This is a genomic window from Streptomyces sp. KL116D, from assembly GCF_030766975.1.
In the GTDB taxonomy this organism is placed as follows: Bacteria; Actinomycetota; Actinomycetes; order Streptomycetales; family Streptomycetaceae; genus Streptomyces; species Streptomyces longispororuber_A.
The window spans coordinates 21,432-44,406 of record NZ_JASERH010000108.1 but is presented as its reverse complement, the minus strand read 5'-3'; the positions used below and the strand labels follow the sequence as shown (position 1 = coordinate 44,406).

The 22,975-nt window shown below is 67.9% G+C and carries 26 protein-coding genes and 3 pseudogenes; 8 read left to right on the top strand and 21 right to left on the bottom strand.

Annotated features, from left to right (window positions below):
* The first annotated feature begins 728 nt into the window (after positions 1-728).
* Together RBJ77_RS41755 and RBJ77_RS41750 are read left to right on the top strand one after the other, a co-directional pair.
* Entirely contained in the window at positions 729-1,250 is a 522-nt protein-coding gene (locus RBJ77_RS41755) for an acyl-CoA dehydrogenase family protein (RefSeq protein ID WP_372349747.1), read from the top strand.
* A gap of 74 nt (positions 1,251-1,324) precedes the next feature.
* On the top strand, positions 1,325-2,281 hold the full coding sequence (locus tag RBJ77_RS41750) for a zinc-binding dehydrogenase (protein ID WP_372349746.1): 957 nt from the start codon (positions 1,325-1,327) through the stop codon (positions 2,279-2,281).
* Between the two features lie 1,236 nt (positions 2,282-3,517).
* Here the strand turns inward: RBJ77_RS41750 and RBJ77_RS41745 are convergent.
* From RBJ77_RS41745 to RBJ77_RS41735, 3 genes and pseudogenes are all read right to left on the bottom strand, one after another.
* Positions 3,518-3,784, bottom strand: a complete 267-nt coding sequence (locus RBJ77_RS41745; RefSeq protein WP_372349844.1) for a helix-turn-helix domain-containing protein — start codon at positions 3,782-3,784, stop codon at positions 3,518-3,520.
* A 116-nt stretch (positions 3,785-3,900) separates the two neighbouring features.
* Positions 3,901-4,173, bottom strand: coding sequence for a hypothetical protein (locus tag RBJ77_RS41740; protein ID WP_372349853.1), 273 nt, complete (start codon positions 4,171-4,173; stop codon positions 3,901-3,903).
* A 157-nt stretch (positions 4,174-4,330) separates the two neighbouring features.
* A pseudogene (locus tag RBJ77_RS41735) lies at positions 4,331-5,152 on the bottom strand (MFS transporter); the annotation flags it as partial.
* Positions 5,153-6,601: 1,449 nt separating this feature from the next.
* Between RBJ77_RS41735 and RBJ77_RS41730 the strand changes: the two are divergent.
* Genes RBJ77_RS41730 through RBJ77_RS41720 form a run of 3 tightly spaced genes read left to right on the top strand, consistent with a single transcriptional unit; the run spans position 6,602 to position 8,356 of the window.
* The gene (locus tag RBJ77_RS41730) at positions 6,602-7,489 is read left to right on the top strand and encodes an SDR family oxidoreductase (RefSeq protein WP_372349745.1); all 888 of its coding nucleotides are present in this window, start codon (positions 6,602-6,604) and stop codon (positions 7,487-7,489) included.
* Positions 7,490-7,502: 13 nt separating this feature from the next.
* Complete coding sequence (locus RBJ77_RS41725) at positions 7,503-7,952, top strand: MaoC family dehydratase N-terminal domain-containing protein (protein ID WP_372349744.1); 450 nt, start codon at positions 7,503-7,505, stop codon at positions 7,950-7,952.
* The gene (locus RBJ77_RS41720; RefSeq protein ID WP_372349743.1) at positions 7,949-8,356 is read left to right on the top strand and encodes a MaoC family dehydratase; all 408 of its coding nucleotides are present in this window, start codon (positions 7,949-7,951) and stop codon (positions 8,354-8,356) included. Before RBJ77_RS41725 ends, RBJ77_RS41720 begins: the two co-directional genes overlap by 4 nt.
* 159 nt (positions 8,357-8,515) lie before the next feature.
* Here the strand turns inward: RBJ77_RS41720 and RBJ77_RS41715 are convergent, their stop codons facing one another.
* Positions 8,516-8,716, bottom strand: coding sequence for a hypothetical protein (locus tag RBJ77_RS41715; protein WP_372347929.1), 201 nt, complete (start codon positions 8,714-8,716; stop codon positions 8,516-8,518).
* Position 8,717: 1 nt separating this feature from the next.
* Here RBJ77_RS41715 and RBJ77_RS41710 point away from each other — a divergent pair, with 1 nt between their 5' ends.
* Positions 8,718-9,044 (top strand): hypothetical protein, encoded by a 327-nt coding sequence (locus RBJ77_RS41710; RefSeq protein WP_372349742.1) that lies wholly within the window; start codon positions 8,718-8,720, stop codon positions 9,042-9,044.
* A gap of 906 nt (positions 9,045-9,950) precedes the next feature.
* Here the strand turns inward: RBJ77_RS41710 and RBJ77_RS41705 are convergent.
* The 4 genes and pseudogenes from RBJ77_RS41705 to RBJ77_RS41690 all read right to left on the bottom strand — a co-directional run.
* A complete protein-coding gene (locus RBJ77_RS41705) occupies positions 9,951-10,538 on the bottom strand; it encodes a TetR/AcrR family transcriptional regulator (protein ID WP_372349843.1) in 588 nt (195 codons plus the stop codon).
* Between the two features lie 186 nt (positions 10,539-10,724).
* On the bottom strand, positions 10,725-11,009 hold the full coding sequence (locus RBJ77_RS41700; protein ID WP_372349842.1) for a hypothetical protein: 285 nt from the start codon (positions 11,007-11,009) through the stop codon (positions 10,725-10,727).
* A complete protein-coding gene (locus RBJ77_RS41695; RefSeq protein WP_372349741.1) occupies positions 10,981-11,298 on the bottom strand; it encodes a hypothetical protein in 318 nt (105 codons plus the stop codon). Before RBJ77_RS41695 ends, RBJ77_RS41700 begins: the two co-directional genes overlap by 29 nt.
* Before the next feature lie 557 nt (positions 11,299-11,855).
* Positions 11,856-12,212, bottom strand: a pseudogene (locus RBJ77_RS41690) (AMP-binding protein); the annotation flags it as partial.
* Positions 12,213-12,420: 208 nt separating this feature from the next.
* On the opposite strand from RBJ77_RS41690, the gene RBJ77_RS41685 reads away from it, so the two are divergent.
* Positions 12,421-12,834 (top strand): hypothetical protein, encoded by a 414-nt coding sequence (locus tag RBJ77_RS41685; protein ID WP_372349740.1) that lies wholly within the window; start codon positions 12,421-12,423, stop codon positions 12,832-12,834.
* Positions 12,835-12,941: 107 nt separating this feature from the next.
* Positions 12,942-13,280: a hypothetical protein gene (locus tag RBJ77_RS41680; protein ID WP_372349739.1), complete on the top strand. Its 339-nt coding sequence runs from the start codon at positions 12,942-12,944 to the stop codon at positions 13,278-13,280.
* 966 nt (positions 13,281-14,246) lie between these two features.
* Here the strand turns inward: RBJ77_RS41680 and RBJ77_RS41675 are convergent.
* The 13 genes and pseudogenes from RBJ77_RS41675 to RBJ77_RS41615 form a co-directional block, all read right to left on the bottom strand.
* Positions 14,247-14,510 carry a hypothetical protein gene (locus RBJ77_RS41675; RefSeq protein WP_372349738.1) on the bottom strand — a complete coding sequence of 88 codons (264 nt, stop codon included), beginning with the start codon at positions 14,508-14,510 and terminating at the stop codon, positions 14,247-14,249.
* Between the two features lie 208 nt (positions 14,511-14,718).
* Positions 14,719-15,117 (bottom strand): hypothetical protein, encoded by a 399-nt coding sequence (locus tag RBJ77_RS41670; RefSeq protein ID WP_372349737.1) that lies wholly within the window; start codon positions 15,115-15,117, stop codon positions 14,719-14,721.
* A complete protein-coding gene (locus tag RBJ77_RS41665) occupies positions 15,101-15,799 on the bottom strand; it encodes an SDR family oxidoreductase (protein WP_372349736.1) in 699 nt (232 codons plus the stop codon). The genes RBJ77_RS41670 and RBJ77_RS41665 overlap by 17 nt, the downstream gene beginning before the upstream one ends.
* A 918-nt stretch (positions 15,800-16,717) precedes the next feature.
* Entirely contained in the window at positions 16,718-17,239 is a 522-nt protein-coding gene (locus tag RBJ77_RS41660) for a hypothetical protein (protein WP_372349735.1), read from the bottom strand.
* Between the two features lie 1,166 nt (positions 17,240-18,405).
* Entirely contained in the window at positions 18,406-18,660 is a 255-nt protein-coding gene (locus tag RBJ77_RS41655; RefSeq protein ID WP_372349841.1) for an SDR family oxidoreductase, read from the bottom strand.
* Positions 18,633-18,806, bottom strand: coding sequence for a hypothetical protein (locus RBJ77_RS41650; RefSeq protein WP_372349852.1), 174 nt, complete (start codon positions 18,804-18,806; stop codon positions 18,633-18,635). The genes RBJ77_RS41655 and RBJ77_RS41650 overlap by 28 nt, the downstream gene beginning before the upstream one ends.
* Positions 18,803-19,060, bottom strand: a complete 258-nt coding sequence (locus tag RBJ77_RS41645) for an SDR family oxidoreductase (protein ID WP_372349840.1) — start codon at positions 19,058-19,060, stop codon at positions 18,803-18,805. Before RBJ77_RS41645 ends, RBJ77_RS41650 begins: the two co-directional genes overlap by 4 nt.
* A gap of 77 nt (positions 19,061-19,137) precedes the next feature.
* Positions 19,138-19,209 (bottom strand): annotated as a pseudogene (locus RBJ77_RS41640) (hypothetical protein); the annotation flags it as partial.
* A gap of 194 nt (positions 19,210-19,403) precedes the next feature.
* Positions 19,404-20,192 carry an LLM class flavin-dependent oxidoreductase gene (locus RBJ77_RS41635; protein WP_372349734.1) on the bottom strand — a complete coding sequence of 263 codons (789 nt, stop codon included), beginning with the start codon at positions 20,190-20,192 and terminating at the stop codon, positions 19,404-19,406.
* Positions 20,193-20,275: 83 nt separating this feature from the next.
* Positions 20,276-20,401, bottom strand: a complete 126-nt coding sequence (locus RBJ77_RS41630) for a hypothetical protein (RefSeq protein ID WP_372349733.1) — start codon at positions 20,399-20,401, stop codon at positions 20,276-20,278.
* 222 nt (positions 20,402-20,623) lie between these two features.
* Positions 20,624-20,821 (bottom strand): hypothetical protein, encoded by a 198-nt coding sequence (locus RBJ77_RS41625; RefSeq protein ID WP_372349732.1) that lies wholly within the window; start codon positions 20,819-20,821, stop codon positions 20,624-20,626.
* Between the two features lie 84 nt (positions 20,822-20,905).
* Complete coding sequence (locus RBJ77_RS41620; RefSeq protein ID WP_372349731.1) at positions 20,906-21,583, bottom strand: SDR family NAD(P)-dependent oxidoreductase; 678 nt, start codon at positions 21,581-21,583, stop codon at positions 20,906-20,908.
* Positions 21,584-22,093: 510 nt separating this feature from the next.
* Positions 22,094-22,231 (bottom strand): hypothetical protein, encoded by a 138-nt coding sequence (locus RBJ77_RS41615; RefSeq protein WP_372349730.1) that lies wholly within the window; start codon positions 22,229-22,231, stop codon positions 22,094-22,096.
* Positions 22,232-22,975: the final 744 nt, after the last annotated feature.

Sequence of the window (22,975 nt, the reverse complement as noted above, 5' to 3'; positions counted from 1 at the left end):
TCGTCGAGGAAGTGGCGCCGCTCGACCTGCTGTGGTCGCACTACGACCACCGGGTTCCGCCAGCGTGGCTCGCAGGCAGGTGATCGACCCGCTGAAGCAGCGGGTAACAAGTGACCGCGGGCTGCGGGCTCGCCACCTGGGTCCCGAGCTCGGCGGCCGGGGCTTCGGCCAGGCTCAAGCTCAGTCTGATGAACGAGATCATCTCCCGTTCCAGTGGGGGCCGACGATCTTCGGGGTCCAGGGACCCGACACGGCAACGCCGAGGTGATCGCGCACTACGGCACGCCGGAGCAGCGCGCGCGCGGTACCCGCAGCCGCTGCTGGACGGCGAGTTGTTCTCCGCGTTCTCAATGACCGAACCGCAGGGTGGCGCCGCCGGATCCGCTCGCCTTCCAGTGCGCAGCTGTGCGCGACGCGACGACTGGGTCATCAACGGGGAGAAGTTCTTCACCTCGAACTCCGAGCACGCGGCCTTCTCATTGTGAGCGGCGTGACCGACTTCGACGCCGATCCGCACCACCGCATGTCGATGTTCCTCGTGCCGCGCGACACGCCGGGCATCGTCACGGCCCGCCGAACCCGCACATGGGTGAGCCCGAGGAAGCCATGGACCACGCGCTGGTCCGGTACGAGAACGTGCGCGTCCCGGCCGAGGGACCGCTCGGCGAACCGGGGCAGGGCTTCGAGATAGCGCAGACTCGCCTGTCGGCGGGCGTATCCACCACGCGATGCGGGCGGTCGGGCAGGCGAAGCACGCCTCGACATGGCGTGTGAGCGCGTGCCGAGCCGGACCACGCGCGCAGCGTTGCTCGCCGACCAGCAGCTGGTCCAGCTGGCGATCGCCGACTCCTACGCGCAGATCGAACAGTTCCAGCCTCTTCGTGCTGCGTACGGCCTGGCGCATCGACCAGGGCCACGGCTACAGCGGCGGATGTGCGCCGACATCGCGGTGGCGAAGGCGCTGTCCGCTCGCAGTCGCGCACGACGTCACTGAGCGCGCGATGCACCTGCACGGCGCGCTGGGTGTGTCGAACGAGATGCCGTTCGGCGGCATGCGGCAGCTCGCACCCGGCTACGGAATCTGGGACGGCCCGACGGAGTCCCACGTGACATCGGCGGCACGCTCATCCTGCGCTGATCACCAGCCCGCGCCGGGCGACCTGCCGACCGAGTGGCTTCCGGCACGGGTCGAGGCGGCGCGCGCCAAGCATGCGGACGCGCTCGCCGAGCAGGCCGCGGAGGGGAACTGAGGGAGGACGGGCACATGCTCGCAATGGTGCGCGCTGGGGAGTAGGGCCGCCCGAGACCTGGCGCTCACCGAGTCATGCCCGACCCGGTCGCCGGGGATGGCAGAGATCGTGGTCGACGTGCGTGCCGCGGCGGCCAACTTCCCGGACCTGCTGCTGATGCGCAACGCGTATCAGTACCGATGCCGCGCCGTTCGTGCCCGGCGGAGAGATCGCCGGCGTCGTCAGCGGCGTCGGCCCCGAGCGCACTATACGGTGGGGCAGCGGGTCTCGGGTGTTCTCAACGGCGGGAGGCTTCGCCGAGCGGGCTGATCCCCGCCGCCGCCGACGCGCGAGCTCCGGTCCCGGAGGCGATGGACTTCGCCGAAGCGGCCGCGGCCGGGGTCACCTACCGGCACCGCCTACCACTCGCTCCGCTCGGCTCGCGCGCGTGCGGCCGGGGAGCGGGTCGTCGTGCTCGGTGCGGCGGCGGATCGGTTCGGCGACGACGCGACGCGGCGCGGCTGCTCGGCGCGCGCACGATCGCGCCGTTGTCGCAGGAGAGCGCAAGCGGGAGTTCCGCAGGCCGCCGGGGGCGCAGATGCGGTCATCGACCACGGCGAGGAAGACCCGCGCGCCCGAATCAAGGAAATCACCGGCGGCGGCGCGACGTGGTCGTGGACCCGGTCGGTAGGGCCGCTCGCGGAGCTGCAGCAGCCGCGCGCGCCGCGGCCGGGGGCCGGTTCGTGACCATCGGGTTCGCCTCCGGTGAGATCCCGGCGATCCCGCTTTGGAACCTGGTGCTGCTCAGGGAGTCACTTCGTCGCAGGCGGCGGAGATGCGGACGTTCCCGGAGCGTGCTCGGAGGCCTACGCGGCGGGCCGGGACGAGCTGCGCGCGACCTGATGGCGAAGGGAGCCGCCAGGCCACACATCGGCGCCCGCTCGCGCTGCCTCTACGCCGCGGCGGCCCTTCGCTGCCTCGCGGACCGGGAGGCGTTGGGGAAAGTGCTGGTCGAAGTCACCGCGGAGAAAGGACAGTTCGATGAGGTGTGAAGGCGCGGTCGTCACCGTTACCGGGGCGGGTCAGGGACTTGCGCGAAATCGCCCGTTCGCGGTGCGAAGCGGCACGCGGGCGGCGCGTTGTGGCGTGGACCTGGTGGCGACCGTGCCGAGCGCCGGCTGCCGCCTGAACTGCGAGCGTGGCGGTCTCGGCGGACCGGCGACCGAGGCCGCGCGGTCGGCGGCCGAGAGGCCGCCGAGAAGGAGTACGGCAGACCGACATCTGGATCGCGAACGCGGGCATCGGCGCGAGAGCGACCCGCTCTCCGACGAGCAGATCTACGACGGAATGCGCGGCTGCACGTGATGTCGCAGTGTGGGCGGCGTCGGGCGCTGTTGCCGGGCTGGCTCGGACGCGGCAGCGGACACTTCGTGGCCGTGTCCTCGGCGAACGCGTTGACCAGTAACCCGGTCTCTGCTTGCCTATTCGGTGACCAAGCACGCCGAGCTTGCGGCCATCGAGTGGCTGGCGATGACCTACGGCCGCCGCGGTGTCGAGACGACGCGTCTTCTGTCCCAAGGGAATGCTGACCCCGATGCCGCTGGCCGCCGCGGACAACAATGAGTACGTCGGCAGTCGGCGCTGAAGGCGCGGTGACCCCGGAAGAGGCTGCGCGGTTGTGTCTCGACGCGGCGTCGAGTCCGGTGCCACACTGGCCCATACGTACCCGAGGTACTCGAACTGGCCCGCCTGCGGCTCGACCAGCACGAGGAGTTCTCCGCGGATTGCAGGACCCGCATGACCTGGTTCCGCACATCGGCGGACCGCCTGCGAAGTAACCGCGCATACGAGACCGCCGCCGCAAGGGATTGTTCTTGCGGCGGCGGTCCTCGTATGCGCGGCGCCCGCGTCGAAAGCTTGTGGTGCCTGAGTCGTGCAGGTCCAGCATGTCGATGGCGGCCGCTGACGTACGTGGAGGGGTTCTTCCTCCCTGAGAGGCGACCACCGGTTCCAGCCGATGAGGGCTGCTGCGGAGACCGCTGCCGCGAGTGACCGCCGCGCGTGCGTCGTCCCCGGGATGTGCAAGCGCCGGGACAGTTCGCGCGGGACCGCCTCGTCGAGGATCGCTCCGCCCATGTCCTCGGCCCGATGACGTCGCTTTTCGGCCGCCGCGAGACACCACCGCGATGTCGTGGATCCTGGACCTGTCGCGTGCCACATGGATGTCTGCTCGTACGCGGCGCGCAGCGCCGTGACGGGTCCTCGGACTCCGGGCGCGCTGAGCGCGCTCAGCAGTTCTGCCGCAGGGAATGGCGGTAGCGGCGAAGAACCCCGTCCTGGCGGGGAAATAGCGGAAGAAGCGTGCGCTGCGACATGCCTGCGGCTTCGGCGATGTGATCGACCGACACCTCGTCGTAGCCGTGCTCAAGGAAGAGTTCGATCGCCGCTCGTGCGATGCCGTCCTGGACGAGGAGCCGCCGCCGCGCTGCGCTGTCACTCGCGCCTGCAGTGACCTTGGCCTCGTCTGCGTCGCTGGTGGAGAGGTCGGGAGACATTCTCCCTAACATACCATGACAGTGGTGACAGGAGCTGACATGAGGAGAGCGAGTCTCCGCGGCCAGAGGGTTTCGGCGCGGAGACCCGGTTGCAGCTGCTGCGTCGGTCTGTCCCGTCAGTGGGCGACGACCTCGCCACCTGTAGCGGGCTGCCGGCCGCGGCGCATCGCCAACGTGAGAATCAGGCCGATGACGCCACCCGCGGCGCCGATGAGGAAGATCGTGGTGAAGGCGGAGTCCGCGTAGACCGGCCCATGGCCGACGGTGCCTACGACGTTGTGGGACAGCAGGCCGCCGATCGTCGCGGACATCACAGAGGTGCCGATGGCGTGCGTCGCGATCTGGAGTCCGCTGCTGACGCCGGTGTGGCTTGCGACGGCCTCCACCATCAGGCCCGGTTGCGCACTCGTAAAGGCCGAAGCCCAGGCCCGTCGCGCCGGTCCAGGCGGCGATCGCCACCAGGTCCGTCTGTGGAACAACGCGAGCAGTACGGTCGCGATGAGGAGCACGCAGCTGGCCGCCATGATGAAGGGTCCGCATCGGCACCCTGCGTGCCAGCGCGCGCGCCCAGGGACCTGAGACCATGCCGAACAGGCCGTAGGGGATCTGGACGAGTCCGACGGCCAGGGCGCCGAGACCGAAGGCGTAGTTGAACCCCGCCGACTTGGGTGTCTCCAGCATCTGCGGGAGAGAGAAGGCGAACGCGATCACCGGCATCAGGCCGAAGAAGCCCACCAGTAGTGTCATCCACACTGCGGGCTTGGCCAGCAGCTTCAGGTCGAGCATGGGCTCACGCTGACGGCGCTCAGTACGACGAACACGCCGAGCAGAACGATGCCGCCCACGATGCAGCTGACGGTCTTCCCGAGGCCCATCCCCAGGAGGCCGCCTCGGTGAGTCCGAGCAGCAGAGCACCGACCCCAGGCCCAGTGCGACACCGCTGGAGATGCCTAGGCGCTGCACGGTGCGGTTGCTCGTCTTCGGCAGTGTGAAGAAGACGATCGGCGCGGTGACGAGCGTATAGGCGACGAAGAACCAGAACAGGGCCCGGTAGCCGAAACCGTCGATGAGCGCGCCGGCGACGATGGGGCCTATGAGAGTGCCGCGAGGCGCGAAGCCTGTGCCCAGGGTGCCCAGCGCCATCGGGAGGTAGCGCGCGGGCAGCGCCTCCGGTATGCGCGGTAGGCGACGGGTACCAGCACCAGTGACCGAAGCTTCGAGCACACGGCCGAGGAGGAGCACTGTGGTGCTGGTGGTCAGTGCGCAGCAGCAGGCTGCCCACCAGGAACAGCACCGCGACCCCGAGGATGACGTATCGCGAACCGAAGCGATCTGCAAGCTTGCCGCCGATTGGCTGCACCATCGCACCGACCAGGCTGATGAGGGTGAGTACCCGAGGGCAGTGCGCTCGCGTCGAAGGTCCTGGCCATGTCGCTCAGGGCCGGCACGGTCATCTGCAGCACCATGGCGTTCAGTTCGACGAACAGCACCATCCCGACCATGAGCGGGAGGTAGTGCCGCAACGGCGGGATGTCTTCGGTCTTGGGGGCTTCAGCCGCAGTCCGCACGGGTGCGGGAGTGTTTTCCGAGGTGGACAAGAGAGGGCACCTCCGGATGCTCGAGGCGGATGCCGGGGCGCGGATCTCGTCCGCGGCCGGTGGAGCGATCGGGCTAACGACGGCTGTGACACTAATTTCCGGCCAGCCGCACACCTACGCGACAGCGCAGGAACGGTGTTCCCGATAGTCCGCGGTCGCTTCCCTCTGGGGTTTCAGCTACTTGAATTATCTACCCGATTTATCTATATGATGCGGGTGAGCTGACCACGTGGAAGGAAGTCGGAGATCTCGCATGGCTGGTCTGGTCCCCATTGTGCGCGTCCCCCACTGCAGTTTGCGCCGCGGCGCGATCACCGAGCCGCTGGGTGCACCGGCGGACAAGGGAACTCGTGCGGTGGCGGGTTACGACGAGGACTCGCCTACTTCCTCCGCGCGCTCGCTGCTTCTCGCCGCCGTACGCGGAGTAGTCCAATCGCGACGGCCGTGCGCGCAGCCCTCGACCTCCACGGGGTGCTCGTGGCCGCCCGCACGTTCGGTTGCCGCCCAAGCGGCCTCCCCAAACGACTCGTTGGGTTACCCGACGCTCCACTCCTGGAGCGGAATGCCGGACCGCGAGCCGCCGCGCAGACTCGACTTCGAGCACTCGTGCGCCGCGCCCCAGCGGCGCTCGCGATGGAAGTTCGGACTCGTTGCGTCCAGCTGCGCGAACTGCGGTCAGCGACACCTTCTATCCGAGCGGGTCTGCTCGATGTGCAGCGCGGCCGACTCCTGCCGACGGTCTGGACATGTTCGACTATGACTTCACCACATTCCCAGAGGTTGCTGCGTCGGCAGCGGACGCGTACGCCCCGGCGAGGCGTCACGGACCCGCGCGCCGAGCGGGCGATGGCAGGAGTGCACGACTACTTCATCCCCGACCGAATTGATGTTGATGGAGGACCTCGGGTTCTCCGAGCGGGACCAGGCGCGGAGAAACGTCCAGACGCGGGGGCTCGACCTCGCTGGTGAACCGCCTGTCAACCCGGACGGAGGTCTGAAGACGTTCGGCCACCGACCGGAGCGTCGAGCCTGCGGATGGTGTTCGAGGTCTGGCTGCAACCGCACGGTGAGGCACTGGAGGGCCGGCGCGTTGAGAGAGCCTCGCACAGGGCCGCAAGCGCGCTCTGACGCACAACCTCGGCGGCGGCCCCGGCGACTGTGTGTCGTTCGAGTCCGTCGTCGGCAAAGAACCCAGCGCCTGAGGGCGCGGAAGAAAGGAATGCACGTGGGAGAACTTGACGCACGCGTCGCCGTCATCACCGGGGCCGGTCGCGGCATCGGGCGTGAGCATGCGCTGCTGTTCGCGGCGGAGGGCGCAAAGGTCGTGGTCAACGACCTAGGTGGCGCCGCCGACGGCGCGGGCTCGGACAAGACCGCCGCGCAGGCCGTCGTCGACGAGATCAAGGCCGCCGGCGGCGAGGCCGTGGCCAACGGCGACGACGTGACCGACCCCGAGGGCGCAGCGCGACTCATCCAGACGGCCATCGACACCTTCGGTGAGCTGCACGTGCTCGTGAACAACGCCGGCATCCTGCGCGACAGGCTTGTGGTGGGCATGTCCGACTCGGACTTCGACGACGTGATCCGTGTGCACCTGCGCGGGCACTTCCTCACCCTGCGGGCGGCCGCGCAGTACTGGCGTGCCGCGCACAAGGAGGGCAAGACGCTGTCGCCCTCCGTCATCAACACTGCTTCTACTTCAGGTCTTTTCGGCAACCCTGGGCGGTCCAACTATGGCGCCGCCAAGTCCGGCATCGCGGCGATGACGATGATCGCGCAGATGGAGCTCGAGCGGTACGGGGTGCGCCTCAGCGCGATCTGCCCGAACGCACGCACGCGACTTACCGAGCAGTTCCTCGGCGAGGCCGGTGACGGGTTCGACCAGGACCACCCGGGCAACATCGCCCCGTTCGTGGGCTACCTCGCCACGGAGCAGTGCCCCATCGCGGGCCGGGTGTTCTACTGCCACGGCGGCGCGGTGCACCTGTTCCAGCCCTGGTCCCTCGTGGACAAGATTGAGACCGATCACCGCTGGACGATCACCGAGCTGAAGAAGGAAGCCCCCCGTCTCGGTGAGCGGGAGTTCGAGCTCGGTCGGCCTTGGTGAGTTGAGGAGAGACATGTCCGTGGAGCGTTTTCCGGTCGAGGCCGGACACATTCTGATGTTCCGTCGCGCGGTCGGCTACGCCGACGCAGAGGACGGGCGGACACCGCGAACGTCGAGTTCGCGCCGCCGACGTTCGTCCAGAGCTTCCGCGCAGTTCGAGCCGGGTCACCGGCTCCGCCCGACCAGCAAGTCCTGGTTCGGTTCCGGTGGTGGTCCCGGCGAGATGCCCGATGGCGGCGGACGGCTGCACGCCGAGCAGCACTACACCTATCACCGGCCGGTACGTGTGGGCGATGTGCTGTCCGCCGTGGAGCGGGACGGCGAGACCTGGGAGAAGAAGGGCCGCTCAGGAACGCTGAAGTTCGCTGAGATGATCACCGACTACCGCGACCAGTCGGGCGAGCTCGTCGTGACGGCGACGGCTGTCTCGGTTCTGCGCGTACCGCACGAGGAGAAGGCATGACGCTCACCGACATCACATTGAAGGCGGGGGAGACCCGCGAGGCGGTGCTGGTGGAGGACCTGACCCGCACGCGTCTCGTCCAGTATCGCCGGGGTCGTCGGGGACTACAACCCGCTGCACACCGACGAGCGCTTCGCCCGCGAAGTCGCCGGTTATCCAGGGTGTTCGCCCACGGGATGCTCACGATGGGTATGACCGGCCGGGCGCTCACCGACTGGGTCGGCGAGGAGCGCCTACTGTCGTACGGTGTCCGCTTCACCAGCCAGGTGTGGCCCGGTGACACACTTACGGCCGAGATCACGGTGACCGCCGTCGAGGACGGGGTGGCACACCTGTCGATCGTGACGAAGAACCAGGACGGCGCGACAGTGGTGTCCGGCACCGCGACCGCGAAGACCAGCTGAACGTCGTGTGATGGGACGGGCGGTGCGGCCGGGGACGTCGGCTCCACCGCCCCGGCACGTCGAAGTGCGGGTAGTGGACCGCGAAAGACTGCTCGGACCATTACCCGCACCAGTTGTGCGGCTCGTGGTGGTGCCCAGGCATTCGACCGGGGGCTGTCGCTAGTTCGCCCAGTGTCGTCGCGGTGCGGCGAGGACGAAGCCGTGCACCCGTTCCGCGAGGTCCTCCTCCTGATACGGCGGTGCGCCAGCGAGGCCGTCGTCGAGCAGGCCCCAGACCAGGTGACGGATCAGCATCGCGTCGGACTTGGGATCGCCCTGGCGGAAGACGCCTTCGCGCACGCCCTGGCGGAGGATCGCCACGATGTGCGTATCGGCGACACGGTGCAGCGCCCGGACACCTCTCCGGCAGTTCCTCGATCAGTTCACGGTCGAGAAAGAGTCGGGCGTGCTCCGCGCGGGCCGGGGAGTACATGGTGCCGAGGCTGAACCTCAGCAGGGCACGCAATTGCTCGATGGCGGGTTCGGTCGGATCGATCACGGCTTTGAGCCGCTGATCGACAGCCTTCATCTCGTTCTCGAAGAGGGCAAGCATCAGGTGCGACTTGCTGGGAAACAGCCGGTAGAAGCTGCTGGCCGAGGTGTAGGAGGCGGTCAGCACCTGACGGATCTTCAGGGAGCGGAAGTGTGAACGCCGCAGGACCGCCCACGCTGCAGAGAGGATCCGCAGGGCCTCCGGACCATGTCCGCCCGGCTGTGGGCTCTGTTCGGACCGGTGCGCGGGAGTCGACAGCTCCGTCATCGCGCCTCCGTCGTCGCCGTAGAGGAAAATCGTTATATGATTCTACTGCTTTGCCTGTCCTTGTATCAAGTGGCGGCGGTCAAGGCCAAAGCTCGATCTTCCGGCACATCCAATTACTGATCCATCAATGTGCGAGGAGTAAGCAGACGTTTCGCTACCAGAACTGACGGGGCGCGTCGCAGTGGTCACTGAGGTGGGGTCCAGAGGCTCGAGGCTGGCGATCGAGAACACCTTCGTCGAGTATGGCCCGCAGGTGATGCTCGCCGACCTGAACGCCGAGGCTGTCGAGTCCCAGGCGCGGTCTTGGCAGAGCGTCGCGTCGGTGCGACGTCACGGACGAGTATGCGGTCGACGCCCTGATCGTCGAGACGGAAGCGCTTTGGGTCGGTCGACATCATGGTCAACAGCGCCGGGATTGTACGGGACAGGACGATGCTGAGAGATGACTGCCGAGAGACTTCCGGACGGTCCTCGGTGTGCACGTCTTCGGCTCCTGACTGGTCACGCGCGCCGCCAGCACTGTGATGCATGGAGAGGTCCGCGGCTCGGCCATCACGATGTCATCGATCGCGGAAAAGGCCGGCGCCATCGAGCAGGACAACTACAGCGCCGCGAAGGGGCTGGCGGGCAACGGTGTGCGGGTCAGCGCCATCCAGCGCCCTATTCGCGGGGGCGTGACCCAGGCGATGTCAGCACAGGCGTGGGAGGCGACTACTGTGCGGATTCCGATGAAGTGGGCGGTGAGCCGTCAGGGGTCGGCTCTGTCGCGCTACTCCTGGCCAGCGACCTGTTCAGTTACGGCACCGGCTCCGTAGGGAAGTGGCCGGCGGATGTTACATGTGAAGTCCGCCTGTCGCGGGCGCCGTGACGGGCGAGCTCACTCCTGGTCCCGCGTCCGATGCCGACGGACTTCGGCTGTGTGGGCCGGTACGACAGCGGCTGTGCGAACGCGAGCGCCACTAGGTCGGTGAGTGTGGTCGACGGGTCGTCCTTGTCCCAGTAGCGCAGCGCGGCGCTGAAGCAGGAGATGGCGATGGAAGCGATCAAGGTGTGCGCCAGGGAGGGTCTCGCGCCCTCCTCGAAAGCGAGTTGTCGGGCGATGTCGCGTTCCCAGCGCAAGCGCATGCGCAGGCTCCGCGCCTCCAATGACCGGTTGGTCGTGACCAGGTGGGTCAGCGCGTGCGTACGCTCGTCCTGCAGTTCTGCGGCGAACTTTCCGACCCCCTCTGCGAGCGCCGCGACGCCGATCGACCGATCAGTGCGGCGCGCTACATGGTGCACCATCGCCTCGGCCGAGGAGTCCTCGTCGCCGAACAGGATGTCCTCCTTGCTCGGGAAGTGCCGAAACACCGTTGCGCTGGACAGGCCGGCAGCACGAGCGATCTGCTCGACCAGTCGTCGCCTCGTAGCCTTGCTCGATGAACAGCGTCAGCGCGGCAGTGGTGATGTCCTGTCGGGCGCGCAGGCGGTTCCGCTCGGAGCGTGGTCATCGACGTCCGCCATTCTGATAGAGGGCCGCAAATGGAGAGTACTTTAGCAATTGATGGCCGACCCTCCGTGAGCCGCCGCTCACGCTTGCAGCATGCGGTCCCGCAATTCGTGCTTGCGCATCTTGCCGGTCGGGGTGCGCGGCAGTTTGTCACTGAAGCGGATGTCGCGCGGCACCTTGTACCCGCCCAGTTTGGTACGGGCGAACGCGACGAGCTCCGCGGCCAGTTCAGGCCCCGCCGCGGCAGGATCCTCCGGCTGCACGATCGCGACCACGCGTTCGCGCATCTCCGGATCGGGCGGTCCGATCACACCGAGATCAGCGACTGAGGATGCATCAGCAGCGCGTCCTCGATCTCCGTGGATAGATGTTCACGCCGCCGGAGATGATCAGGTGGGTGCGGCGGTCGCTGAGGAACAGGTACCCGTCCTCGTCCAGGTAGCCGACGTCGCCGACTGATGCCCTGCCCCGGGCGTCGTGCACGGCGGCGGTCTTGCCCGGGTCGTCGTGGTAGGAGAAGCCGACGGCGCCCTCGAACCAGATCGTGCCGACTTCGCCCACCGGGAGCTCGGTCCCGTCGTCGTCGAGGATGTACGGCCGGCCCATCAGGGGCTTGCCCACCGACCCCGGTTTGCGAAGCCATTCCTCCGACATGATCGACGTGGCCCCGGCCCCCTCGGTGCTTGAGTAGAACTCGAGAACAACACCGGCCCCACCGCTCGATCATCGCCCGCTTCACCTCCACGGGACAGGCGCCGCGGAGTGGATCGCGTACCGCATGCTGGAGCGGTCGTATCGGTCGCGCAGCTCGGACGGCAGCTTGAGTAGACGCGCGAACATCGTCGGCACCCACTGACCGTGCGTCGCCGGTGCTGCTCGATGACGGCGAGCGCGAGCTCGGCGTCGAAGCGCTCCAGGATCGCCGCGGTGCCACCGTTGCGTTGTGTGCTCATCGACCAGGCCAGCGGCGCGGTGAGTGGTAGAGCGGGGCGGGGACAGGTACACGTCGCCCGGCTTGAAGCCCATCAGGTCGCGCAGCCACTGCCCCGGCCGGTCGGGCGCGCTGCCCAATGGCCCTTCCGGCAGGGCCGTTCGATGCCTTTCGGCCTCCCGGTGGTACCGGAGGAGTAGAGGAGGAAGTCGCCCTCGGACTGATCGGCTATGGGGTCTCCGGCAGATGTGCGACCTCGCTCTCGTAGCTTTCCCAGCCATCACGGGGCGTGCCGAGCATGAGCCGCCCGGCCGGCGCGAGTTCGGGATCTGCCAGCGCCTCGTCGGCTAGTTCCCCCAGAGTGTCCGACGCGACGACCAGGCTCGCTCCGCTGTTGCGGACGATGTACTCCGCGCCTCGGCGGGAGTGAGTGCACGTTCACTCCCACGTAGTAGAGCCCCGACCGCTGTGCGGCCCAGGCTAGTTCCAGGTACTCCGCGCGGTTCTCGGCGAGGATCGCGATACGGGAACCGCGCTCCAGTCCGCGTGCGCGGAACAGGTGTGCAGCCCGGTTCGACCGCGCCTCAAGTTCCGCGAAAGTGACCACCAATCCGGACGGCTCGATCACGATCGCAGCCTGATTGGCTTGGCGGCACTGAAGGGAGTTTCGGGCATGGTTGCTCTCCTGGCGGCGACTGTGGGGCGTCTGCGTGCGCCTAGAAACTCAATAATATAACTGTTAACGTGTCCAGTGGTTGAGCGTCCTGGGCGGCGCTTTTGGTCCACTGTGTACCCGGCGCGAGGTCGCGCGGCGAGACGAGAGAGAGCGCATTGTGGCTGCATCTTTGACCGACGAACTCCCGGTGACGGGTGACTTGAACGCCGCGGCGCTCGCCTCCGCCCGGCAGATCGACCCGGCGCAATGGGCGTCCGATGCACCGATCATGGGCCTGGTTCGTGAGGCCGGGTACGTCTGGGGGACCCTGCGCGCGCGCGACGGGACGATGTTCTCCCTCATGCGTCGCTTCACGCCGGGTGCCGATCTCGCCGCCGAGAGCAGTGGTGAGCGCCGCGGCCTCGGTGGTCGCCTCATTGTGATGTCCACGGTGGACGCCGAGGGTGTTTCGACCGGCGAACTGCGCGTGCGACGCGAGCCCAAGGACGCAGTCCCTAGCGACCTCGCGCGACGCGAGGCGCTTCCCGACGGCGTACGGTTCTCGGCGCCGAGCGGCGACGCCGAGGCGCGGCATGCGTCTTGAGTTGACCCCTGACACCTTCTCTTACACCGAGGAAGGCGTGCTCGACCTCGTCGAGGCCGCGCAACTGCCCGGCCCTGCAGTGGTACCTGCCCGGCCCCGAGGCGGCGTTGCTTTACCTCACCCAGACCTGGGAGGTCGAGGGCACCGTGCTGGGCAAGTCCGTGCGCGGCTTCATGTTCTGGGAGGAGGCGTACATGTACCCGGGCGGCCGGCTCTACGTCGAGAAGGACCCGTTGCACGATGCGCAGTACACGTCCTGGTACTCGTGGGCGACGCGGTGGGACGACGGCACCACCGAGGTCGGTCACTTCCTCCTCGGTGGTAAGTCGTTCGGTGTGGGCGTCGTCTCCTCCAGCAGCGGCGAGATCTCCTTTGCGGAACGTCACGGGCCGGATCGACCTCACGGAGGACGGTGCCTGGCGCACCGGTATCCACTACGACCTTGATGGCACGGCCTGGGAGTGCAAGCCCCATGAGCTGGGTCGCATGGGGCTCGGCCGCTGCCCAACCCTCAGCAGGAGAGGGATCATCCAGCGGGTGGGGAGACTCGAGTCCCGTGGTGCACATGGCCTGGGGTGAGACGGTGCCCGCCAGGGTGCGTCCCTGAACCGTAGGACAGAACGGCCCATCACCGGCGGCGAGCTGCGCGAGAACACGCGACGGGCTCGCCGCCGGTCTCGATGGTTTACATGAGGCCCATGCGCACACGGCCCGGACCCGAGAGGGCCCGGGCCGTGTGCGCATGGCAGAGTGAGACTCAACTCGCGAGCGAGGCGATGTTCCGCTCGCGCAGCGAGCGTGGCTTCGGCGAATGCGAGTACCTGGAGGTGGTAGGCGCGGGCCTGGTGGGTCAACGACAGGTTGTGCCCGGACCCTTCACCAGGATGACTTCCGAGTCGCCCACGCCCTCCAGCGCCGCGCGGAGCCGCGTCGAGGACGGTTTGAGCCGACTCCATCGTGGTCTCGAACTCCGGTACGGCGACCTGGACCGGCACGGTCATCTCGCTGAGTAGCTTCCGTGCGGTGGGCGGGGCGGTCGCGCGTCCTCGAACTCCGCGGACGGGACCGGGCCAAACTACGGTCTTCAGCTCGCCAAGAAGCGTCTGCGGCCAGGTGCCGGCCGGGCCGGCCGGTTGCCGGGGTCGGGCGCGGACCCGGCGGGCGCCGCACCACTGTGCTGGTCGTGTCCATGAGAAGCATCCCGGCCGACTGGTCGTCGGTGTAGGCCAGCGAGTACTCCGCCGAGCGCCAGTGCCACCAACTCGTTGCCGTCCCGGGTCTCGTCGAACAGCTTGGCCAGGTGCAGCGCCGTGACCGCGCCGAGCGAGTGGCCGACCAGGACGACCGGCAGCGGCTCGGACCCACGGAGCTGGGTGATCGCCTGCCGCAGCAGATTCGCTTGCTTCGGTACGTCAAGGCCGGGCGAGGCGTCGCCGCTCGACGCCCCGTATCCGCCGGTCCAGTGCCACGGCTTGCCATCCGAGGGCCGCCGCGATCCCGAGGAGCGACCCCGAGGGGTCCACCGGCGAGTGGAAGTACGCGGCGCGGGAGCCGCCACCGTGCAGTGCGAAGACCAGCCCGCGGGGACTCCCTGCGGGCTCGGCCGCGAGGCCGGACAGCTCAATGCCCGCCACATTCATCACCAGCGGCTGCACGCCGTCCACAAGTTGTGTCACCGCGATCCATCCCGAGTGTAGAAGTTCTACTCGTCCGACGAGCGACGTTCCGCTGTGGGAGAAGTAATCCACCGTGTCGGACGCGTGAGTAATCCGTCAGAACAGCTATATCATTCTTTTGTTTGGATGACACGGTTTTCGATCTTGCATTCGCGGCTGATCGACATCGGATGTGGTGCGGGACCGGGCTGAAGACCAGTGGGCGTGCTCAGATTCGGATTCCAAGGCTCTCCAGATCGGTGAGGTATTTCTTGATGAGCTCCGGCCCGATGTGAGGGATGTCTCCGTCCCACCCGAGGTCCGTATCCTGTACCGCCGCGCGGAACCGCTCAGCAGGGACCATGGCGCCCCCGGTCGCTTCGGCCGGAGCTGCCGTAAGCGTGCAGCAGGGGCAGGAGCGAGTGCCGCCTGCGGTACTCGGGCAGTGCCTGCAGAGCCTTGCAGGGAAGCGCTCCAGCCAGTCGTGGTAGTCGTCGACCCGGGTGATCGGCCTGCCCGACTCTGTGAGCCAGTCGACGAAGGTGTCGAGCGAGATCCCGTCGTCATGCGGGTTGACCACGTTGAATGTGTGGTGACCGGACGTGAACTGCTCACCGAGGCCTGTCACGGCTGCTGCGGTGAAGTCGACCGGCAATCCGTCGTAGTGGGCGCGGCTGGATGCCGCCGCGATAGAAGGAGCGCGGGGCGATGCCGGTGGCGACGAGGCTGAACAGCAGGCGGGTGAAGATGTCGGGCACGTTGAGCTGCCCGCCATAGCCGCTGTGCGCCAGGATCATGTCCGACCGGAATACGGACACGGGCAGACCATGCTTCTCGTGGGCCTCCCGGAGCAGAACCTCGCCGGCCCATTTGCTGTTCGCGTAACCGTTGGCGTAATCGCCGTTCAAGTCGCGGACGGGGCTGGTCTCCCGGATATCGCGGTCCTCATCGGCCGTGGCGGCTTGGTGTGCCACGACGGCGACGGTCGAAAGGAAGACGAAGCGCTTCATACGGGTCGTCAGCGCGAGCCGGATCAGCTCGGCGGTGCCCGACGACGTTGGGCCCGAACAGCTGCTGGTAGGGAGCACGTGGTTCACAAGTGCACCCGGGTGCACGATGAGGTCCACGTCCGCAGCGAGACGGTGCCACACCGCGTCGGCCAGGCCGAGCCCGGACTCGCCGAGGTCGCCCGGGATGACGTCGAGGTACTGCGTGGCGAGTTCACGGAATCGCCGGGACAGCGCGGGATCCCCGCTGTCGAAGGCCGCGTCGAGCCTGGCGCGGGCCGCGTCCTCGTCGGCGCCGCGCACCGGCAGACCACGGTCCCGCGGCCCCGTGCCGCCATCCGCTCCAGCCAGTCCAAACAGGGAACCTACCCAGGTAGCCGTTCGCGCCGGTGATCAGCACCGTGCGCACGTCCGTGCTCTGGTTCCGGAAGCTTGTCGGTCGCGGTGAGCACCTCGGGGGCAGGAACGCGTCCAGGGTCAGCTCGGCTGCGCGCACCCGCCCGGAACCGGGGAGTGCACGTCGGCGAAGCCCGCAGATTGAGCCCTGTGACCAGCGCACGCTCGATGGTGTCGGCCGCTCGCCAAGATCGTTGGCGGGACTGATGACGTCGTGCTCACCGCTACCTCGACCTCGAAGATCTCTTCGAGCAGGCGAGCGAAGGACAGCGCGGACGGCGAGAGTCGCCGCCGAGGTCGATGGAGCCGATCATTGGAGTCGAGGCCGGATCGGTAGCGAACCGAGCGTCGCGCGCGCGCACGCGCAGCACCGGGTCGCGTGCGGGCTCGTCGCGGCCTGCTCGAAGCGCAGAAATTTGCTGCAGCTCGTTCCTACCTGCTGCTCGGCGAGCTCTTCTCGTAGAGCTGTTCAAGGCGGTCGCGCGGTAGTGCTCGGTCACGCGCGGGCGGAGCAGCTTGCACGGGATGTCGGACAGCAGGCCGTTCTCCATGGTGAACGGTTCCGTCTCGACGATGAAGTCGCGTATGGGATCTCGTACGGCTGCAGCTGTGACTCGCGCGCGACTGTGCGCAGGGACTCATACAGTGCCGTGCGCAGGCGTGCTGTGTCGCCGCCACGCCTTGCGCGGAGACGTGTCGGTGGGACGACGACTGCCAGCGGATAGGCGCGTGCGCTGTTTCCATAAACGAAGATCTGGCGGATCAGCGGGCTCGTCGCGTAGGCGGACTCCAGCCGGAGATCGTGACGAACTCGCCCTGGGACAGCTAGAGGACGTTCGTCCGGCGGTCGATGTAGACCAGCTCGTCGTCCCCACCTGCGCCATGATGTCGCCGGTCCGGTAGAAGCCGTCCTCGTCGAAGACCGACGCCGTCAGCTCGGGCCGCTTGTAGTAGCTGCTTGAAGATCGTCTCGGTGTCGAGCAGCAGTTCGCCGCGGGGGTGCGGGTGTCGAGTTGGCTGAAGTAGCCGAGTTCCGGAACGTCTGCGAGCCGGTACGCCCGTACGAGGTGGGCGGCGCACGCGGCGGTTGGACAGGACGCCTCCGCCGGCTTCCGTCATTCCGTAACCGTGGTGGAGCGGACGCCGAGGCACTCCTCGGCGAACGCGACCATCTCCGGGGACACGGGGCCGAACCGGTACCGGCCGCCTCACCCGGCCGCCGAGCGCCTTCTCGCGCAGCTCGTTCTTGACCTCCGCCTCGATGCGGGCCCGGTCGCTCGCCGAGAGTGCGCGGCGGTCCACTTCGGCGGAGTAGCGCTGGAACAGCATGTCCAGGACGCGTGGCACGGCCACAGTGCGGTCGGCCTTGCCTCCGCGATGTCGTCGAACAGCGTGGACAGGTCACTGCGGAGACAGAAGCAGCTCAGTGCCGCCCGCGGCGAGGTAGCCATGAGGACGATTCGCCCGGCGAGGTGACTCTGCGGGAGGTAGCTGACACACTACGGGCCCGCTGCCGGAGCTTCGGTACTGCCTTGCGCCACAGGGTGGCGACCAGGAGGTCGGTGTGCATCGCGCCCTTGGCGAGCCGTGCTGCCGAGGTGCGCAGGCCAGGAGGCACAGGCGATCGGGGTCATCGGCGACCGGAGGCGTCGGCGGCAGCGCGGCCCCGCGTTCGAGCACAGCGGACAGCAGATCATCTCGATCGTGCAGGCCGACTCGCGCAGACGGTTCGCGGCGGCGTCGAAGACCGATGCGCTGGTCCCCGTTGGCCGGGTCGTAGTCGAAGACGAGCAGCCTGCGCGACGTCGGCATTGTCCATGACGCATTCGACGGCGGTGCCGAGCTGTTCGAGACTCGTCGCCAGTACGCGGGGACTGGTGCTCGGCGACGACGGGCGCCAGCTGCGAGGCGGCGGCGCTGTGCTGCAGCGGCACGACGACCGCACCCAGTCTGGCGCACGCCAGGTCGACGGTAACGTAATCAGCGCTGGTGAACCCGAGGGTGCACACCAGCTCGCCGGGCCGGACCTTGGTACGGGAGTGGTGATACAAGTCCGCCGCGAGCGCGCCGGCCCGCACAGAGCGTGCAAGTGGTAGCTGGTGGTGTCGAAGCGGGGTGCGGTCCGGGCACGCGTACCGCGAGCGCCGGACGGTCCGCATAAGACGTCATGACCTGGTCCAGGACGTTGGACAGGGACTTTCCGGGCTGTCTCAGCGATGCGCTGACCGCCTCGATCGGCTCCAGCTCGCCGAAAGCCGCACCCACCGTGCCACCTGCGTCCGGTCGGAATTCCTGACGGTTGACCACGTCTGTCCTCCAGGAGAGTCGCGTTACACCGACGCTCAATACAACAATAGGTTAGATCTTTGCGTGAGGTGAACCACTCTCCGTAGGGTGGAGCGTCGTTCCCTGTAGCGGCTGTGAGATACGCCGAACGCCGCCGAGCACAACAACGTGAAGTCCGCCGGGCATGGTTCGCGCCCGGCGGACTTCTGCACTGCGGTGGACTGGCGTCAGTCCACCCTGGGCTGGTAGAGCACCGCGCTGATGCCACAGTCGACCGGCAGCGCGACGCCGGTGATGGCCGCGGCGTCGACGGAGGCGAGAAACGCGACAGCGGAGGCGATGTCCGACGGGTCGGCGATCTTCGGCAGCGGGATCTCGCAGCTGGCGTAACGCTCCAGCGCTCGCCTCTCACCCTCGAGGCAGTGCTCGAACGCGGGGGTGCGCACCGACGGGATCACCGTGTTGACGTGCGGATCGACCAAGCGGGCCGCTCCTCGACCGCGGCCTCGCGCGTCAGCTGGATGATCACGCGGACTCTGCTGATGCCGTAGTACGGCACTGTGCCGGGGTGCTTGCCCAGGCCCGCGGCCGAACCGGTGTTGACGATCGCGCCGCCGCGGTCCTTCATGACTCTTCAGCGCCGCACCGCAAGTGGACAAATCTTCGCGGAACACCGACCCGAGGCTGGAGCTCGACGCCGCGGGCCCAGTCCTCGTCGTCGACGTCGAGGAAGCTGCCGCGCTCGCCGCAGAGGCCCACATTGTTGTGGACGACGTCCAGCCGACCGTGCCGCTCGGCTGTCTTGGTGAACAGCTCGTCGACGAGCCGGGCTCGACGACGCTGCCCGGCGCGGCCTCTCGCCTTGCCGCCCGCATCGACGATCGCCTGCGCGGTGCTCTGCGCGGCCTCTCCTCACGCAGGTCGTTGGCGACCACGAAGGCGCCCTCGGACGCGAGACGCATGGCCGACGCGCGGCCGATGCCGACGCCCGCGCCCGTTACGACTACTACGTTGTTGACGAACCGGGTCATCCGATCCGCACCTCCTTGCTTGTTCGGGCCACGGCTGATCCACCAATGGATCACGCCCGAGGCGGTCAGTCGCGCAACAGTGGAGAGCGAGGTCCTCGGCCACGAGTCCGCACCTGGCGCATGACCATCTCTTCCGGCATGCAAGGGACGCGCCCAGAAGTATCACGGTGGACACCGCGTCGATGAACTCCACTTCACCTTGGCAGCGGCCTCTTCCGGCTGGTGCCAGCAGGAGGCTGTGAAGCTGGTGGTGATTCGATGCTCTGATCTTCTCTGGGATCGACGGGCGGCGGGACCGGCTGGTCCGTTCCTCTCCACCATGTGCACCTGCGGATATGCGAGTCGTTCTGGAACCGCACGTGTCTCGCGCACGGCGGGCCGGTCCCGTTCCGACCGTCCGTGGCCCACACGTAGAGGGCACCGGCCATCCGGGCGGAAGCTCGGGTCGTGGCCTGCCGGCGATGAGACCTTCGCGTAGGCTCCACCAGTTGGGGTTCGCCGAGAGCAGGCCCTCGCCGAGCACACACCTGCGCGGTGCGCACCTTGGGACCCTGGTAGCCCATCCAGATCGGAAGCCTGTCCTGGGCGGGCGGAGGAAGCACCTTGCCCGACTCCCAGTGCGCGCGGATGTCCCGGGCCCTGGAGTCCGTCACGCCGTAGCGGCCCGCGATCGAGGCGCCGTAGAGATCGAACTCCGGCGGTCGGTAGCCCGTGCCGAGGCCGAGGTCGAGGCGTCCTCCGCTCACCAGATCGACGATTGCCGCTTCCTCGGCGATCTGCGCCGCCGGTCGCAGCGGTGCCACCAGCACGGCCGTGCCGATGCGGGCCCGCCGCGCGCGCGCCGCCACCGCCGACGCAAACGTCAGCGGCTGCGGGAGGTACCCTGCCGTCGAACAGGTGGTGCTCGGAGAACCAAGGGAATCGATGCCCAGCCGGTCCGCCTCTTCACGGCTTCCAGCGTGAACGAGTAGAGCCGCTTCCAATCCGCGCGCCAGCCCGGGTTGCGCAGGTCGAAGTACAACCCGACGTCCATGTCTCTCCCTAGTCGTCTTTCCGGGCCCGCTGCTCAGGACAGCGGACTGGCAGTGACGGCGCCCGCGTCGGCGTCGGCCCAAAACCTTTCCCAGGTGCCTTCGGGCGCGGGCAGGCTCGGCTTCTGGCCGTTCTCGTCCCAGCTGTCGAAGTTCACCATCTGCGGGCGCTCCAGGTGGTCGGCGGCGTACCGAGTACCGCTCCTTGCGCGCCTCAGAAGCCATTTGCCGTCGACCTTGCGGTAGAGCGTCCTCGTAGCGGATCGCCATCACGATCCACCGGTCGCCGACCTCGTGCTCGGCCCGGCAGTAGACCTTCCCGGTCGCCGTGGTCGGTCCGTCCTCGCCTACGTCGGGGCCGAGTTCGATCTGGTGTCCGCAGATCAGGTGGATCGAGCGGTAGAACCAGGCGACCATCGGGCCGATGTACGTGCGCAGGGCTGCTCGTCCCCGGCCCCGGCGACCTGCGGAGACGTCCGGACGAACAGGTTCGCCCAGGCCTCCATGTCGCGGGAGTCGACCGCGATCGCGTACCGGATCGGGATCTGGCCGATCTCCTGCCGCGCCTCGATGCGGAGCAAGACGTGCGGCGTCCATTCTCAGCCACCGCCCGTCAGCATCAGGGTGTCCCCGGTGAGGTGAGGCGAGGTCGTCGCTGACCAGGGCTACGACGGCGCGGCCGATGTCCAGCTCGGATCGCCCACCCGGCGCAGCGCCAGCACGGCTCTGCATGCGCTCGAAGCGCTCGGGTGCTGGTTCGCGAATTCCTGGCTGGGTGGGGAGGAGAGCGTTGGGAACGACCACGTTGACCCGGATGTTGTACCGGCCCCACTCGCGGGCGGCCACGCGCGACGGTCGCGGATGGCCTCCTTTGACATCGCATAGGCGCCGAAGGACGCGTTGCCCTCGATCGCTGTGGTGGAACCAAAGTTGACGATCGCTCCGCCGTTCTGCGCAGGTGCGGAAGCGCGGCTTGCATGCCGTACAGACGTGCCCATCGTCTCCACGCGCCAGCTCTTCTCGACCTCTTCGTCGGTGAGGTCGGCCAGCAGCTTCTGCGCCCCGACCGCAGCATTGTTCACGATCGCGTCGAGTCCGCCGAAGGCCTCCGCGGTGGCGGCCACCGCGGCGTCGACCTGCGCCCGGTCCGCTACATCACACAGCAGTGGAATGGCCTTGCCGCCCAGGTCGGCGATCTCGCTGGCCACGGCCTCGCGCTGGCCAACGTGCGCCCGGCCAGGCCCACCGCCGCACCTTCCTTGGCTAGAGCCAAGGCGGTGCCCGGCCGATGCCTGCCCGGCCCCGGTGACCAGGACTACTTTTCCCTCAAGTCGTTCGCCCATACCGCTCCTAGTCGAGTCGGCGCGGCCGCCGGGGGTGGGCGTCCGCGAAAACAAGCTATAGATATCATTGATCCAACTAATTTGCTATCCGTGTCAAGTGAAAGTCGGCGGAATGCTTCCCGGGCGGCGCAGTACGGCCGTCCGGGAAGCAATGCGCCAGCCCGCAGGTGCGCCGTAGCACGTCGCGGTACGTGACGCTGCCGACGCGTCCTCGCCGCCCCATCCCGAGGCCCTTGGAGACGGCGTGGACGGCTCCGACGGTGTCCTGGGTGACCACCACGTCGATGGTGTGGTGGGCGAGTGGGTGTCCGTGGTGTTCACAGGGCGACGATCTCTTCAGTGCCGTGGTGCACGCGCTCGCCGAGGTCCGAGACGTCGTACACGGCGTCGTCGGTGAAGATCTCGTGCGCCCGGCTGAAGCGACGTTCGTCGATGAGGTGTCTCGTACAGCCCGAGCAGCTCAGTGGATCGCCATGCGGTCCTCGACCGTGATTCTGTTCTGCGCGCTCGTCATAGCAGCCCCTCCTTGTGCATCCAGGCGACTGTGCCCTCGACGTCCTGCTGTAGCAGCAGCGTGATCCCGAGCGCCTTGTTGATCGCCGCGGGATCGGGCGGGCGCAGGAAGTTCTGCTCGGCGAACACCTTCATCGCCCCCAGATTGGTCGCCGCGCCGGTGGGAAACCAGGGTCAGTTCGGCGTGGAGTTCGCGTACTCGGTGAGCTCCCCGTGCAGCGTGCGGTGCGCGTACACCCGCCGCACGCTCTCGTGGTACATCGCCAACTTGCTCCGTAGACACCACGAAAGCCCGCGTCTGGCCGGCCCCGACCGAAGTGCGCTCGATGACTGTGACGAAGGTGTGAGACTGGCGAACTGGTCGGCGCGGTCGTGGCGCCCCCTGAGAGCGCTGTGTGTCCAGGACGTGTATCGAGCCCTGGTGGTTGACCGACTCGAAGTTCGCCTCGCCCGCAGTGGACCAGGGGCCTCCGGGTGTGGCGGCGGAGTGAACGGCCGCGTAGACGTCCTCGAACGGCTCGGTGAGCGAGTCCGGATCAGCGATGTCGCCGGGAGCGGCTTCCCGCCGAGCGCGTCGGTGTCCGCCTGTGCGCGGACCAGGCCCCGGCGGCCCGCTGCCGCCTGCTTGCGCACCGCCGAGCCCAGTGGCCCGCTCGTGCCGGTGACAGGAGGGTGTCCCTTGGGGGTGCTCATGCCTGCGTGTTTCTTGTCCGCGCCGGCACGGCGGCCTTCCAGTCGTAGTTGACTTCCGCCGCCTAGGGTCATTCAGTTGAATAATTGTACGTGAGTAAATGTCGGCTGTAGTGGTCCGGGCGTAACGGTTGCCGGCGTCCGGGCGCTTGTGCGGCCGTTGGGGGTGAGATATTGTCCCGGCGTGGC